Consider the following 14,928-nt stretch of genomic DNA (forward strand, 5'->3'; position numbering starts at 1 on the left):
GATAACCCATTTTTTATTCTTTACTTTCAAAAAAGAATTCATATTGTATTTTATATAATTCATCATCCGTTGGCTCTTCAAGAGGAATTGCTTGTAATACAACTGTATACTCACCATTTGGAATAGGTATTTGAAATTTATCAGAAAGAATACTCGTTATAACGATACTTTCATTTTCAACTGTAAAAGGAACCGTAATCGTTCTAACTACTTCTTCTTTTTCAATATGTTTCCCTGGGGTCACTTTCACTTCACAAGTATAATCAGAAAGTGCTTCAAAAATAACAGTTCCATCTGCCTTAGCATAACCTCTTTCAAAATCTTCATCAGTCCAATCTACATAAGGCTGCTCACCGTCATAGTTCATCAACATTAATTGCGAATAAGAAATCGTTAACTCCATAGTTCCCCTTCTCCTTCATTATGAAATATACAACTACTACTTCACTTCAAATTTTACTCGCGTACCATCTGGGTATTTATCTAACTTATTCCCTACCCAAGAACCTGCTCCGCGGTTATCCGCCGGACTTATATATTCAATATGTGCTCCTTTTCCGCCTTCCTTGCACATCGCCATTGGCCATTCATCACGATCATACCCTTTTTTTGATGGATATGGTGCTAACGACAATTTCCTTCTATCTGCAGCACCACCACGATCGATTGTACAAACTTCTGAATGCCCTTCTTTTATAGCATCCGTAATATGTTTTCCTGTCTCTGGATAACGTTCTTTCGGAAATTCTAACACTTGATCATACGTATTCGTTTTCTTTACACTTGTTTCCTCTGGCACAAGTACTTCATAAACTGCTACTAAAATAGACAGAATTGCGATAATTGAAATGATAATACCTTTTAATTGCTTCATGTATACCTCCATGTTTCTACCAGTTTCTTTTCCTCCGTTATTATAACAAACTTCTCCTGTATATGTTTTCAGACATTATTTTAGTTATTCCTTGCCATTCCGCCAAAAATTTTCATTTTTTCACTAATGCTGTAGAAAACTAATAGCCTTCCGACATTCTTTTTCAAAGGAAGTCCTCATAAAAGATTGAAATGATATATACGATACTTTTTGGGGAGGAAATATGATGGAAGCTACCTATAAAACGAAAGATGTCACGAATAAAACAGGCATCCCAAAACATATAGTTCGCAAATATAGTCAACTGTTAGAAGAACATGGTTATATGATTTCCAAAACAGCTGATGCTCGTATTTATAAACTTGATGATTTAAAATTATTGAAATCTATACACGAAAGAGCTGCTACATTACAAGAAGATATTTCAGAAACGATACCGATTATTTTAAAAGAAAAAGAGGCCCCACCTGTACCAGTTATACAAGATAAGCAAGAGATACAAACGAAAGAAAAAGAAGATGGGCGTAACTTTGAGGAGTTCATGTTAAAACTTGAAATGCTAGCTCAATTAAATGAGGCAATTATTCATCAAAATTCTACTTTAATTACACAAAATCGTTTAAAGGATGAGAAACTAGACGAATTGATGCAACAAGTTTATGTAAAAGAAGGCTCTCAAGAAAAAATGCTTCAAGAGTTAGTCGATCACGCCGCTCAAACAGATGCACTGCAAAAAGAAAAGATGGACTTATTAATGAATCATATGTATAAACGAGAATCCAAACAGGAAGAAAAAATGAATAAACTTGTTAGTCAAATTTATAATAAAGACAGTAACCGTGATGCACAGCTTATGCAAGTTATTCGAGAAATTCAAGAAACAAAAAGAATGGTTGCTGCCTCAAAAGAGCAAAGCTTCTTTCAATCATTTAAAAGTTTATTTAGCCGAGCAAAACAAGAAAAAACAAATGAATAAACAATATAAAATAAAAAGTTACCTTTCATCGGTAACTTTTATTCCTTATTTTGTACAGCTGGTAATATAATAATTGCTTCAGTGCCTTTTCCACTTTCACTCTTATATTCCAATGTACCATTATGCGCTTGTAAAATACTAAATGTTACCATAAGTCCTAATCCTGTCCCTTTTTCTTTTAAAGAATAATATGGTTGCCCAAGCCTTGCTAACTGTTCATTCGTCATACCAACACCACTATCTTTAACTCTTATTATGATTGTTTCGTCTTTTTGAATAGCTGTTACTTTTAAATATCCTTTATTTCCTTGAATTGCTTCAATACCATTTTTAACAACATTCATAATAGCTTGCTTCAATTTTGTCTTATCACCAATCGTATAAAGACTTTCTGAAATTTCAACTTGTAAATATACACCTTGCATCGCTGCAAATGACGACATGAGAGTGGTCATTTCTATTAATTGGGCTGATAAACAAATGTGTTCTTTTTTCTCAATTTGCGGCCTTGCTAAATTTAAGTAATCTGAAATAATTTGTTCCGCCCGATCCAATTCAGCTAATACGAGACGCATATAATCCTTATTCTTCACATCTTCCGTACTTTCTAGCAATTGGATAAATCCACGAACAACAGTTAGTGGATTTCGAACTTCATGTGCCACACTTGCTGCTAACTCACTTACAATATTAAGCTTTTCTGATTTTTGCATCTCTGTACGTAGCAATGCATTTTCATTTAAATATTCAGTTAAATACACCTGAAATACCATTGTCATGACCATGATAAGCGAGGCAAATATAAATCCGCTATATATTTGCGAAATATACGGTGTAAATCCTGTTTCCAAAAGAACATTAATCATGCCTAATACTAAAGAAACAAGCACATAAAATGATGAAATCATAAATGCTAAAATTAATTTCTTATCCCTTGAAAAAAGAGACCATTTCTTTGATAAAAATAGCGGAACTATCAATAAAAATATTACTTCTAAAACTGGAAGAAAGCTCATTCCCTTTAGTAACCATTCATATGCAACAAAAATAACCGCTGGGATTAAACCAACAATCCCACCATATAAAAAACCACTGACAATTGGAATGGGGTGAAAGTTATACCCACACACATTGCCAAAACAAATAGAGTATGTCATGGAGAGAACGAGCGTAACGCTAGATAAAAACATAATAAAGTAACGATTTGGCTTCGGAGGCATTTCTTGATAGCGATTTAAACGAATCGCTTCATATAAAAATAGTGGCAAAATTATGATGGCAATTTGAATCAATAAATCACGGATAAGCTCCATAACCTCTCATCCCCTATATGTATTTTGATATGATTATATCATTTTATAGGTGTATTTGTTTTAAAATTTTGATTTTTCTTAACATATTTGTTAATTCTTTGTTAACAACTCATAATAATTGTTACAGATTTTCGAAATGATTGTAAACCCTGTACCAAATTTCCTTCGTGCAGTATACAATGAATACGGATTACAAAGAAAATATAAAAATACTTTTTTAGACGGACAACTATAGCAAAATACAGCATATAATCCATACTATCTATGTTTACAAATAAGTGATCATTACTTTAGTAGGAGGAAGATAAATATGGCGGGTACTACGCTTGTTTTAAAAGAAGAAAATTTGGTTGTTCTAGAAAATGTTGAAAAATCAGTATATGAAGAGTTACAGCATAAAGCGGGAGATGAAAACTGCACATGTGCTGTGAACCAATCAGTCGTTCACCTTGGCAAGGTATCCTCTGTACTCTGGAATGAAGATGAAATAGATTGGGAATACGGATATTAAAAAGTCGCTTATAGCGGCTTTTTTTCTCTTTTCTCTCTCTTTCTAAATAACATATACAAAGCGTAATCATAGAAAATATGATAAAATGAACTTAATTTTCAAACGGAAGAAAGGGAGATACAATGGAACAATTCATTAACCCTAGAGTGAAGGACATCCAAATTTCTGGAATCCGTCAATTCTCTAACATGATTCAAAACTATGATAATTTGATTTCTTTAACAATTGGACAACCCGATTTCCCTACACCTTCTCTCGTAAAAGAAGCGGCAAAACGGGCGATTACAGAAAACTATACAAGCTATACACATAACGCTGGTTTACTAGAATTACGTAAGGCAGCTTGTAACTTTGTAAAAGATAACTACGATTTACATTATTCACCTGAAAACGAAACCATCGTTACAATCGGTGCTAGCGAAGCAATTGATGTTGCATTCCGAACGATTTTAGAGCCAGGAACAGAAGTAATTTTACCTGCTCCTATTTATCCAGGTTACGAACCCATTATTCGATTATGCGGTGCAACGCCTGTTTTTGTAGATGTTCGTGAAACTGGATTTCGTTTAACAGCTGAAGCGCTTAAAAATGCTATTACAGAAAAAACAAGATGTATCGTACTACCGTATCCTTCTAATCCAACTGGTGTAACTTTATCAACAGAAGAGCTAAAAGATATTGTAGATGTTTTAAAAGATAAAAATATTTTCGTCCTTTCAGATGAAATTTATAGCGAGCTTGTATATGAACAAAAGCATACATCTATCGCTCATTTCCCAGAAATGCGTGAAAAGACAATTGTCATTAACGGTTTATCTAAATCACATTCTATGACTGGCTGGCGTGTTGGACTTTTATTTGCACCAAGCTATTTAGCAGGACACATATTAAAAGTTCATCAATACAATGTAACGTGTGCTACTTCAATCGCTCAATACGCTGCAATTGAAGCATTAACAGCAGCTAAAGACGCACCAAAAATGATGCGCCACCAATATAAAAAACGCCGTGATTACGTATATAATAGACTCACTCAAATGGGATTAACAGTTGAAAAGCCAACAGGTGCATTTTACTTATTCCCATATGTTGGTCATTTGACATCTTCATCATTTGATTTTGCACTTGATCTTGTCAAAGAAGCGGGACTAGCTGTAGTTCCTGGAACAGCATTCTCTGAATACGGTGAAGGCTACCTTCGCTTGTCCTATGCGTATAGTATCGAAACTTTAAAAGAAGGCTGCGACCGATTAGAAGCCTTTCTAATGAAAAAAGCTAAGAGTTAAACTCTTAGCTTTTTTATGCATAATGATCACAAGTTTGACGTTTTAGTAATTTATGAGGAATAATGATACACTTTGCAGTGGATTCTGCATTCTCTACTTTATCAACTAAAGCTTTTGCCGCCTCATATCCTAGCTGATAAATATTCACATCAACTGTCGAAAGTGGAGGGCTCGCAATTTCCGATAATAAAGCATTATTAAAGCTTACAATAGAAACATCTTTCGGTACAACAAATCCTTTTTTAGAAAGAGCACTTAACACACCAAGTCCAATTAAGTCATCCGTTGCCATAATTGCCGTTGGCGGTTGCTGCAGTCCCATTAATTCCTCAACAGCTTGTTGACCACTTTCCCTCGAAAAATCAAAATGTAAAATATATTCTTTTGGTAATACAATGTCTGCTAATTTCAAGGCATCACTCATACCAGCTAAACGATCTCTCGTTACAAGTAAATCTGATCCACCACCAATGAACGCGATTTGTTTATGCCCTAATGAAATTAAATATTCTGCCACTTCTCTTGCAGCTGTATAATTGTCATTATCTACATATGTAATTTCATCTTTTCGATCATATGGTTTTCCTATTAAAACAAACGGGAAATTTTGTTCATGTAAATATTGAATAATCCGATCATTCTCCCTTGAATATAAAAGAATAATGCCACCAATTTGGCGTCCTTGTACCATCTTTACGACACCATTAAAAATTTCTTCTTCCGTTTCACCTGTCGACATGTAAAGCGCATAACCTTCTACGTGTGCAAATGAACTAATCCCTCTTATAACTTCTGGGAAAAATGGATTTTGAAAAGCTTTACTTGCAGAACTTGGCATAACAAGACCAAGTGTTTTCGTCGTTTGGTTCGCAAGATTTCTCGCATTTAAATTGGGATGATACCCTAATTCACTCATCACTTTCCTAACACGGCGCTTTGTCTTTTCACTTATACTTGGATTATCAGCAATTACACGAGAAACTGTTGATGGTGCAACATTCGCTTGCTTCGCCACATCTTTAATTGTAACTGTCATAAAAATCCCCCTCCTCTCATTTCTCTGCCATTTTTCATATATTTTATCTCGCACTCATTGCAAGTCATAAACTTTCATTTCTTATATCTTGCAAAACTAATCCTATTCTCCCTCTTCATGTATTGTAAGGGATATAGCTATTTTTTCCTATACTATAATATACTATTTATTTCACTTCTTTTCACATGTGATGTCAAATCTCTTTTCATCTCCCTATAAACTTATTTATAGGGAGATGAAAAGAAAAATGGGACGTAATGTCCCATTTTTCATCCTTTTGTACCTCCAGCTGTTAAACCAGAAATAAAGTATTTTTGTAGTGATAGGAATAAAATTGAAATTGGGATCGCAATTAACACAGAACCCGCTGCAAACGTTGTAAATTCATTACCGAATTTCTTCGCAACCATTTCATATAATCCAACTGCTAAAGTATAATTTTCTGGTGTTCGCAAAATAATACTCGCTAAAATGAAATCTGTAAATGGACCAATGAAAGTAAATAACGCTACAACCGCTACGATTGGCTTTGCAAGTGGCATAATGATTTGCCAAAAAATACGAAAATGCCCTGCTCCATCCATTCGAGCTGATTCATCTAGTTCTTTCGGAATCGTATCAAAATACCCTTTCATAAGCCATGTATTCATCGGAATAGCCCCGCCTACATAAATTAAAATTAATGCAAGGTGTGTATCAATTAATCCTGTTAATTGGGCTAATACGTATAAAGCAATTAACGCTGCAAAGTTTGGAATCATTTGCAGAATTAAAAATGTTAATAAACCATTTTTTCTTCCAACAAAACGATATCTCGAAAATGCATAAGCAGTAAAGCTAATTGCTAACACTGAGAAAATCATCGTTAAAACACTTACTTTTAATGTGTTTTTATACCATAGTAAGTAATTACTATTCTCTAGATCTAATAACTTACGATAATGATCTAACGTTGCATTTTGTGGAATAATACTTGATCCAGATAAACTATCACCCGGATTAAACGATGAGCCAATAATCCATAATAACGGATAGAAAATGATGGCACACATTACGAAAATAACTAAATAACTTAATGAGAGACGTAACATCTTCTGTCTTTTAATATTCATTTACATCATATCCTCTTCTTGGAATGATTTTGTTCTCTTAAATTGCCATAACGCAACTGTAATAACGATTAACGATAATATCATTGTAAGAGCTGCTGCTTTTCCGTACTGCGCTGAAGTCATCGTTAACTTATAAATCCATGAAATTAAAATATCCGTTCCACCTGCGTCTTGTCCAGCTACAGCAGGACCTCCACCGTTAAATAGATAGATGATACTAAAGTTATTAAAGTTAAACGTATATTGCGTAATTAATATTGGTGCTGTTGCATATAACACAAGTGGCAATGTAATTTTACGAAACTGTTGCCAAGCTGTCGCTCCATCTACTGTAGCCGCTTCATATAATTCTCCCGGAATCGATTGCAGTATACCCGTTGTCATCGCAAAGATAAACGGGAACCCAAGCCACGTTTGAATCATAATTAAAGCAATCTTCGCCCAAAATGGATCTGTCATCCAAGCAATTTTTTCAATTCCGAATAAAGCTAATACTTGATTGTTAATCGCTCCGAATGTTTCATTAAACATACCAGAGAAAACAAGAATAGATACGAATGCTGGAACCGCCCACGGTAAAATGAAGATTGTTCGAATAATTGCCTTTCCTTTAATACCGGGCTGATTTACGATAATCGCTAAGAAAATACCAAGCGCAACTTGTAATGTTGTTGCAACGAATGTCCAAATGACAGTCCAAGAGAATACACTTACAAATGTCTCTCTCCACATCGGTAAAGTGAAAATATCAATAAAGTTTTTAAAGCCCACCCAATCTACTAATTTTGCTGGAGGAGAATGATATAAATCATAGTTTGTAAATCCAATTAAAATTACGAAGATGATTGGAAATACGACAACAAAGATAAGTAGTAGAAAACCTGGTGAAACCATTAAATAAGGAAAACCTTGATCTAACAAATTACGGTATTGCTCTTTTACAGAATTTAACGGTGTTCCGATATCACGTTTCTTTCCATTTTGGTATGCATCGTATAAGTTAAATGCATATATGCCGAGCCCAAAAGCGATAACGATAAGGGCCAAGATTCCTTCTACTAATAGAAAGACAGAATGGTCACGTGGAACTTCTGTACCAAGCGTTACAATACCCCATAATCCCATATTTAATAAATCAGCAAAGGCTACAATAAATGAACCTGTTAATACTAGAAAAATAAGACCTTTTACAAATTGTTTATTATACATTTGGCCCACGCCTGGAATGATTGATAACATGGTTGCCATTTTTCTATGCTTTGAATGGTTTAATCCATTTGCTGGTTCCATAGATGTTTGCATGTTCCTTCCCCCTTTTTTCTTCCTACATGGAAGGGAGAGAATTCGTGCCTCTCATATTCGAGGCACGAATTTCACCTTATTTTTTCTTGTTATGATTTGCCTCAATATTACCTTTAATTTGTTTCACTGCACTATCAAGCGCCGCTTTTGGTGCCTCTTTATCTGTAACAACTAATTGAAGCGCATCTCCAGCTGGTTTCCAAACTTCTTGCATTTCTGGAATGTTTGGCATTGGAATTCCATTTTCAGATTGCGTTGCAACTGCTTTTGCAGCTTCGTTATCTTTAATAATTGGATCTTCCATTACTGATTTTACTGGAGGAATTTCTTTTGTTTTCTCAAATCGAATTTTTGCGTTTTCTTCATTTGTTACCCACTCAGTGAATTTTGTAGCTAAATCATTTTGTTTAGAGAAACTTGTTACATGCCATCCTTTAACCCCAACAAACGTTTTCATTGGTTGACCATTTGGTAATTTCGGCATTGGAGCAACGCCATAATCAATCCCGTTCTTTTCCATTGCTTGGAACGCCCATGGGCCATTCATGATAGAAGCTGCTTTTCCTTCATTGAATAGTCCATCAGCAGCAGGCCCACCTGATTCACCGATAATACCTTTTGGGAATAATTTTTCCTTGTACCATTTTTGAAGATATTCAGCACCTTGTACTGCTCCGCTATTATTTAATCCAACATCACTTGCATTTGGTTTTCCATCTTTTTCACCAAATACATAACCGCCCATACCTGCCATGAATGCATTAGCAAAGTAGAAGTTATCTCCTAATGCTAAAAATCCGTACTTGCCATCTTTCGTAAATTCTTTTGAGAAGTTAAACAGCTCGTCCATCGTTTCTGGCGCTTTTGGCATTAGTTTTTTATTGTAAATAAAGACTGGTGTCTCAATTGCTTTTGGTAAACCATATATTTTTCCATTATATGTCTGTGCTTCTATTGATGAATTAGTAAATTTACTCTTTACAGCATCATCTGCTTTCACTTCAGAAAGTAAACCTTCTGTTACTGCATTTCCGATTTGATCGTGTGGCAATGTTACAACATCTGGTCCAGTCCCCGCTGGTCCATCAAGGCGTAACTTCTTCACTTGATCTGTCATTTGCATTTCAACAACTTTTACTTTTACTTTATATTTTTCCTCAAAGCTTTTCACTGCTGGTTCTAAACCAACACCTTTTTTATCATCTTCCCAAACAAGAAGATCATAGTCTTTTTTCGCTTTACTTTCCTCTTTTTTCCCTGAATCTTTCGGTCCACATGCAGATAACATACCAATAGATAATGCTGAAACCGTTAATAATGATAATGCTTTCTTCATCCCAAAAACCTCCCTAAATTGTCTATGTACCTCAGTAACTGAAAACGTTTGCATTTAATAGTTTAATTGAAGCGCAAACAATATCTCAATCTATGAAAACGTTTGCGCTATTTGTCTATCATTATACATTCTTTTATTCATTTTGCAAATATTAATTTAAAAATTATGTCATTATACTCTTTATACATTGACTTTATATGAAATGAATACTACTCTTATAAGCAATATTAAAGCTACGAGAAAGGCAATCGTTTGCAATATAGGCTTTATTATTACACTTAAGGGAATACTATGTATAGAGATATTGAAGGGGGATTTTCTATATGTTTAAAGAAGCTATTTATCATAGGCCGAAAGATAATTATGCATACGCTTATGATGAACAAACAATTCACATCCGAGTACGTACTAAGAGAGATGATATTCAAAGCGCCGATCTTATTTACGGTGATCCTTACGAATGGAAAGACGGGAAATGGATATCAGCAAGTACACCCATGAAAAAAACGGGTTCTACTGCATTATTTGATTATTGGTCCATTTCAATCGAACCAAAATTTAAGCGCTTACGTTATGGGTTTGAATTAAAATCTGAAACAGACACTCTTATTTATGCAGAGCGAGGATTCTTTTCTAGCATTCCAAATGATGATGTTGGTAACTTTTTCTGTTTTCCATTTATTCATGCAGATGATGTATTCAAAGCACCATCTTGGATTAAAGACACCATTTGGTATCAGATTTTCCCTGAGCGATTCGCTAATGGCGATAGTACGCTGAATCCAGAAAACACCCTTCCTTGGGGAAGTGCGAATCCAACTCCAACTAATTTTTTCGGCGGAGATTTTTCTGGTGTTATTCAAAACCTTGATTACCTTGTTAAGCTTGGCATTTCCGGAATATATTTCACACCTATTTTCAAAGCTCATTCAAACCATAAATATGACACAATTGACTATATGGAAATTGACCCACAATTTGGGACGAAAGAAACTTTTAAAGAGCTCGTTAAAGAATGTCATAAGCACGGTATAAAAGTAATGCTCGATGCTGTGTTTAATCATAGTGGATACTTTTTCGAGAAATTTCAAGACGTACTAGAGAATGGTGAGAAGTCCGCATATAAAGAGTGGTTCCACATTCATGAATTTCCGATTATAACCGAACCACTTCCAAATTATGATACTTTCGCCTTTACACCGTATATGCCTAAATTAAATACAGCTCATCCAGATGTAAAAGAATACTTACTTGAAGTAGGACGTTATTGGGTACGAGAATTCAATATAGATGGCTGGCGCCTTGATGTCGCCAATGAAGTCGATCACAACTTTTGGAGAGAATTCCGAACTGAAATAAAGACACTAAATCCTGAAGTATATATTTTGGGAGAAATTTGGCACGATGCCCTTCCGTGGCTACAAGGCGATCAATTTGATGCTGTCATGAGCTATCCTGTTACAAACGCTCTACTTTCTTACTTTGCTAACGATTCCATTAAAGCAAGTGAATTCATGAAGCAAATTACAGAATCTCTACATTCCTACTCTATGAATGTAAATGAAGCAGCATTTCATTTATTAGATAGCCATGATACTCCAAGAATTTTAACAACATGCAACGGAGATAAAAATAAGTTGAAATTGCTCTATGTATTCCATCTTTCTTTCATCGGCTCTCCTTGTATTTATTACGGAGATGAAATTGGTATGGATGGCGGCATGGACCCTGATTGCCGTAAATGTATGATTTGGGATACTAAAGAACAAGATCATGCATTATTTACCCATATACAAACATTGATTTTATTACGGAAACAACATAAAGCATTTGGAGGACATGGTACTTTTCAATTCATCGAAGCAAATGATGAACATAATTATATTTCTTATACGAAAACATATGAGGATGAAACTATCTTTTTCGTTTTAAACCCTACTAATAGTGAAGTTACAGTTTCACTCCCTCTTCATGTTACTGGTAAGAAAATAATTAACATTTATACAAACGAAGAATTTTCAGCAGAAGCAAGTGTATTACAAGTTACACTTCCTCCATATGGATTCTCCATATTAAAATGGTAACCCAAAAAATCCTTATGCCAAGGTGGCATAAGGATTTTTCTTATTTCAATTTGAATACCATCGCTTCATACGGACGTAATGTAATGTTATCTATCAATCCGATTTCTACATCGTAATTGTGTATGAATAATTCTGATTCACTATAACTAATATCCTCAGGCATTTCAAATACACTTTCATCCGCAGTAAAGTTTGCAATAACAAGTAGTTTTTCGTCTCCATATGTTCTTACATAAGCAAAAATAGAAGGATTATTCTCTAATATTAAATCATATGATCCATATACAACTATTTCATTATTTTTGCGTAGCTCAATTAATTTCTTATAGTAATAAAAAATTGAACCTTCATCTTGGATTGCTTGTTTCACATTAATCTCTTTATAGTTAGGATTTACAGTAATCCAAGGTTCACCTGTTGTAAATCCAGCGTGATTCTGATCATCCCACTGCATCGGAGTTCTAGCATTATCACGACCCTTTATATAAATAGATTCCATTACTTTTTCTATATCTTCACCATGGTCTATCACTTTTTCTTTATACATATTTAACGTTTCAATATCTCGATATTCATCAATTGATTGGAATCGAACGTTCGTCATTCCGATTTCTTCACCTTGATAAATATATGGCGTTCCCTTCATCATATGAAGAACTGTCGCTAACATTTTTGCAGATTCAATGCGATACATTCCATCGTTACCAAAACGAGATACAACGCGAGGCTGATCATGGTTATTCCAATAAAGGCTATTCCATCCGGTATACTCTAATGCTTTTTGCCACTTTGTTAAATTCTCTTTTAAAGTAAGAAGTGAGCATGGTTTTACATCCCACTTTCCACCTTCTCCTGAATCTAAATCCATATGTTCAAATTGGAATACCATTTGCAACTCTTTTCGTTCTTCTCCAGTATACAATTTGGCTTCTTCTGTCGTTACACCTGGCATCTCACCAACCGTCATAATATCATAATGCGATAATACTTCCTCATTCATTTCATGCAAATATTTATGAATGTTTGGACCGTTCATAAAATGTTTATGACCTGAAACATATCCATCTTCATCTGTTTCAACAGTTGGTAACCCTTCTTCTTTAGAAATAAAATTGATAACATCCATACGGAAACCATCAATTCCTTTTTCTAACCAAAACTTCATCATTTCATAAACATCTTGTCTTACCTTTTCATTATCCCAATTTAAATCTGGCTGTTTTTTAGAAAACAGATGTAAATAATATTCATCCGTCATTTCATCATACTTCCATGCAGATCCACTAAAAGCAGCTCCCCAGTTGTTCGGTTCTTTCCCTTCTTTTCCAGGACGCCATATATAGTAATCTCTATATTTATTATCTTTTGATTTACGTGATTCAATAAACCAATTATGTTCATCAGATGTATGATTAACAACTAAATCCATCATCAATTTCATATTACGTTCATGCATTTCATGTAATAGTTCATCCCAATCTTCCATTGTTCCGAACTCGTTCATAATTTTACAATAATCACTTATATCGTAACCATTATCATCATTTGGAGATTCATAGACAGGTGATAACCAAATCACATCAATCCCTAACTCTTTTAAGTAATCTAGCTTTGAAATAATCCCTTGAAGATCTCCTATACCATCACTGTTACTATCCATAAAGCTACGAGGATAAATTTGATATACTACGCTTTCTTTCCACCATTGTTTTTCCATTATGCTACCCCATTTCATTCATCATTCATTTTTCTTTTTTTAAGGCGCAAACGTTTTCATTAATGAATGATAACAGATTCTATCTCAATTTAAAATAGCGCTTACAATTTTTATTGTTCTTTTTCTAAGAAAACATGCGAAAATCACTAATAACTCTCCAATATATGAAAACGTTTTATTTTTTTATTTATTTTTTGAATCTATTCGTTTATAATGAATTCAAAGAAAACGTTTGCATAATTATTTCTAGGGGGAAATACCATGGCAGAACTTAAATTAGAAAACATTTATAAGATATATGATAATAACGTAACAGCTGTAACTGATTTTAATTTACACATTCAAGATAAAGAATTTATCGTATTTGTCGGTCCTTCTGGATGCGGAAAATCTACAACGTTACGAATGGTAGCTGGACTCGAAGATATTTCAAAAGGCGAGTTTTCAATTGATGGTAAACTAATGAATGATGTTCCTCCAAAAGATCGAGATATCGCAATGGTATTCCAAAACTACGCTCTTTATCCACATATGAGTGTATATGATAATATGGCATTTGGATTAAAACTTCGAAAAATACCAAAAGATGAAATCGATCGTCGTGTAAAAGATGCAGCAAAAATTTTAGGACTTGAACAATATTTAGATAGAAAACCGAAAGCATTATCAGGTGGACAGCGCCAACGTGTTGCGTTAGGTAGAGCAATCGTTCGAGATGCAAAAGTTTTCTTAATGGACGAGCCATTATCAAACTTAGATGCTAAACTCCGTGTTGCAATGCGCTCAGAAATTTCTAAGCTACATCATCGCCTTGGAACAACAACAATTTATGTAACACATGATCAAACAGAAGCAATGACTATGGCTTCGCGTCTTGTCGTTATGAAGGATGGAAAAATCCAACAAATTGGAACTCCAAAAGAAGTATATGAAACACCAGAAAACATCTTCGTGGGTGGATTTATCGGCTCACCAGCTATGAACTTCTTCCGTGGTAAATTGACTGAAACCGATTTCGTTATAGACAATACTATAAAAATTAAAGTATCTGAAGGAAAAATGAAGATGCTACGTGAACAAGGCTATGTAAATAAGGAAATTGTTTTAGGTATTCGTCCAGAGGACATTCATGATGAACTACTATTTTTAGAAGCTTCACAATCTACTGCCTTCACAACAAAAATTGAAGTCGCTGAGTTATTAGGTGCTGAATCCATTTTATATATGAAACTTGGGAATCAAGATTTTGCGGCACGTGTAGATGCAAGACATACGTTTTCACCTGGTGACCAAATTAAATTAGCATTTGATATGAATAAAGCGCATTTCTTTGATAACCAAACTGAACAACGTATTCGCTAAAAAATTTATCTTTACTATA

The 14,928-nt window shown here is 34.4% G+C and carries 13 protein-coding genes; 5 read left to right on the forward strand and 8 right to left on the reverse strand.

Annotation, left to right across the window (positions count from 1 at the left end; genetic code table 11):
• Window positions 1-13: 13 nt before the first annotated feature.
• The gene (gene comJ / locus ACUL40_RS12210; RefSeq protein WP_048655569.1) at window positions 14-403 is read right to left on the reverse strand and encodes a competence protein ComJ; all 390 of its coding nucleotides are present in this window, start codon (window positions 401-403) and stop codon (window positions 14-16) included.
• 36 nt (window positions 404-439) lie between these two features.
• Complete coding sequence (gene nucA / locus ACUL40_RS12215; RefSeq protein WP_000811494.1) at window positions 440-874, reverse strand: DNA-entry nuclease; 435 nt, start codon at window positions 872-874, stop codon at window positions 440-442.
• A gap of 226 nt (window positions 875-1,100) precedes the next feature.
• On the opposite strand from nucA, the gene ACUL40_RS12220 reads away from it, so the two are divergent.
• A complete protein-coding gene (locus ACUL40_RS12220; protein WP_000388471.1) occupies window positions 1,101-1,850 on the forward strand; it encodes a DUF3967 domain-containing protein in 750 nt (249 codons plus the stop codon).
• A 38-nt stretch (window positions 1,851-1,888) separates the two neighbouring features.
• On the opposite strand, the gene kinB is transcribed toward ACUL40_RS12220, so the two are convergent.
• The gene (gene kinB / locus ACUL40_RS12225) at window positions 1,889-3,163 is read right to left on the reverse strand and encodes a sporulation sensor histidine kinase KinB (protein ID WP_000420370.1); all 1,275 of its coding nucleotides are present in this window, start codon (window positions 3,161-3,163) and stop codon (window positions 1,889-1,891) included.
• Window positions 3,164-3,473: 310 nt separating this feature from the next.
• Here kinB and ACUL40_RS12230 point away from each other — a divergent pair, with 310 nt between their 5' ends.
• The gene (locus ACUL40_RS12230; protein WP_000929278.1) at window positions 3,474-3,674 is read left to right on the forward strand and encodes a hypothetical protein; all 201 of its coding nucleotides are present in this window, start codon (window positions 3,474-3,476) and stop codon (window positions 3,672-3,674) included.
• Between the two features lie 122 nt (window positions 3,675-3,796).
• The gene (locus ACUL40_RS12235; RefSeq protein WP_000434582.1) at window positions 3,797-4,960 is read left to right on the forward strand and encodes an aminotransferase A; all 1,164 of its coding nucleotides are present in this window, start codon (window positions 3,797-3,799) and stop codon (window positions 4,958-4,960) included.
• 13 nt (window positions 4,961-4,973) lie between these two features.
• On the opposite strand, the gene malR is transcribed toward ACUL40_RS12235, so the two are convergent.
• The 4 genes from malR to ACUL40_RS12255 all read right to left on the reverse strand — a co-directional run bounded on the left by malR (window position 4,974) and on the right by ACUL40_RS12255 (window position 9,746).
• Entirely contained in the window at window positions 4,974-5,996 is a 1,023-nt protein-coding gene (gene malR, locus ACUL40_RS12240) for a maltose operon transcriptional repressor MalR (RefSeq protein ID WP_000219053.1), read from the reverse strand.
• A 269-nt stretch (window positions 5,997-6,265) separates the two neighbouring features.
• Window positions 6,266-7,108, reverse strand: coding sequence for a maltosaccharide ABC transporter permease MalD (gene malD / locus ACUL40_RS12245; protein ID WP_001022608.1), 843 nt, complete (start codon window positions 7,106-7,108; stop codon window positions 6,266-6,268).
• Complete coding sequence (malC, locus tag ACUL40_RS12250; RefSeq protein WP_001194993.1) at window positions 7,109-8,410, reverse strand: maltosaccharide ABC transporter permease MalC; 1,302 nt, start codon at window positions 8,408-8,410, stop codon at window positions 7,109-7,111. It lies immediately after the preceding gene.
• Window positions 8,411-8,486: 76 nt separating this feature from the next.
• Entirely contained in the window at window positions 8,487-9,746 is a 1,260-nt protein-coding gene (locus ACUL40_RS12255; RefSeq protein WP_227077847.1) for an extracellular solute-binding protein, read from the reverse strand.
• Between the two features lie 323 nt (window positions 9,747-10,069).
• On the opposite strand from ACUL40_RS12255, the gene ACUL40_RS12260 reads away from it, so the two are divergent.
• On the forward strand, window positions 10,070-11,830 hold the full coding sequence (locus ACUL40_RS12260) for an alpha-glycosidase (RefSeq protein ID WP_445422647.1): 1,761 nt from the start codon (window positions 10,070-10,072) through the stop codon (window positions 11,828-11,830).
• A gap of 40 nt (window positions 11,831-11,870) precedes the next feature.
• On the opposite strand, the gene malL is transcribed toward ACUL40_RS12260, so the two are convergent.
• Window positions 11,871-13,547 carry an oligo-1,6-glucosidase gene (malL, locus tag ACUL40_RS12265; protein WP_445422648.1) on the reverse strand — a complete coding sequence of 559 codons (1,677 nt, stop codon included), beginning with the start codon at window positions 13,545-13,547 and terminating at the stop codon, window positions 11,871-11,873.
• A gap of 261 nt (window positions 13,548-13,808) precedes the next feature.
• Here malL and ACUL40_RS12270 point away from each other — a divergent pair, with 261 nt between their 5' ends.
• A complete protein-coding gene (locus tag ACUL40_RS12270; protein WP_000818931.1) occupies window positions 13,809-14,909 on the forward strand; it encodes an ABC transporter ATP-binding protein in 1,101 nt (366 codons plus the stop codon).
• Window positions 14,910-14,928 lie beyond the last annotated feature (19 nt).

The organism is Bacillus sp. KNSH39 (genome assembly GCF_052656585.1).

Excerpts from the sequence above, each read along its gene's own strand:
- comJ (WP_048655569.1), bottom strand. The coding sequence starts at position 403 with ATGGAGTTAACGATTTCTTATTCGCAATTAATGTTGATGAACTATGAC.
- nucA (WP_000811494.1), bottom strand. The coding sequence starts at position 874 with ATGAAGCAATTAAAAGGTATTATCATTTCAATTATCGCAATTCTGTCT.
- ACUL40_RS12220 (WP_000388471.1), top strand. The coding sequence starts at position 1,101 with ATGGAAGCTACCTATAAAACGAAAGATGTCACGAATAAAACAGGCATC.
- kinB (WP_000420370.1), bottom strand. The coding sequence starts at position 3,163 with ATGGAGCTTATCCGTGATTTATTGATTCAAATTGCCATCATAATTTTG.
- ACUL40_RS12230 (WP_000929278.1), top strand. The coding sequence starts at position 3,474 with ATGGCGGGTACTACGCTTGTTTTAAAAGAAGAAAATTTGGTTGTTCTA.
- ACUL40_RS12235 (WP_000434582.1), top strand. The coding sequence starts at position 3,797 with ATGGAACAATTCATTAACCCTAGAGTGAAGGACATCCAAATTTCTGGA.
- malR (WP_000219053.1), bottom strand. The coding sequence starts at position 5,996 with ATGACAGTTACAATTAAAGATGTGGCGAAGCAAGCGAATGTTGCACCA.
- malD (WP_001022608.1), bottom strand. The coding sequence starts at position 7,108 with ATGAATATTAAAAGACAGAAGATGTTACGTCTCTCATTAAGTTATTTA.
- malC (WP_001194993.1), bottom strand. The coding sequence starts at position 8,410 with ATGCAAACATCTATGGAACCAGCAAATGGATTAAACCATTCAAAGCAT.
- ACUL40_RS12255 (WP_227077847.1), bottom strand. The coding sequence starts at position 9,746 with ATGAAGAAAGCATTATCATTATTAACGGTTTCAGCATTATCTATTGGT.
- ACUL40_RS12260 (WP_445422647.1), top strand. The coding sequence starts at position 10,070 with ATGTTTAAAGAAGCTATTTATCATAGGCCGAAAGATAATTATGCATAC.
- malL (WP_445422648.1), bottom strand. The coding sequence starts at position 13,547 with ATGGAAAAACAATGGTGGAAAGAAAGCGTAGTATATCAAATTTATCCT.
- ACUL40_RS12270 (WP_000818931.1), top strand. The coding sequence starts at position 13,809 with ATGGCAGAACTTAAATTAGAAAACATTTATAAGATATATGATAATAAC.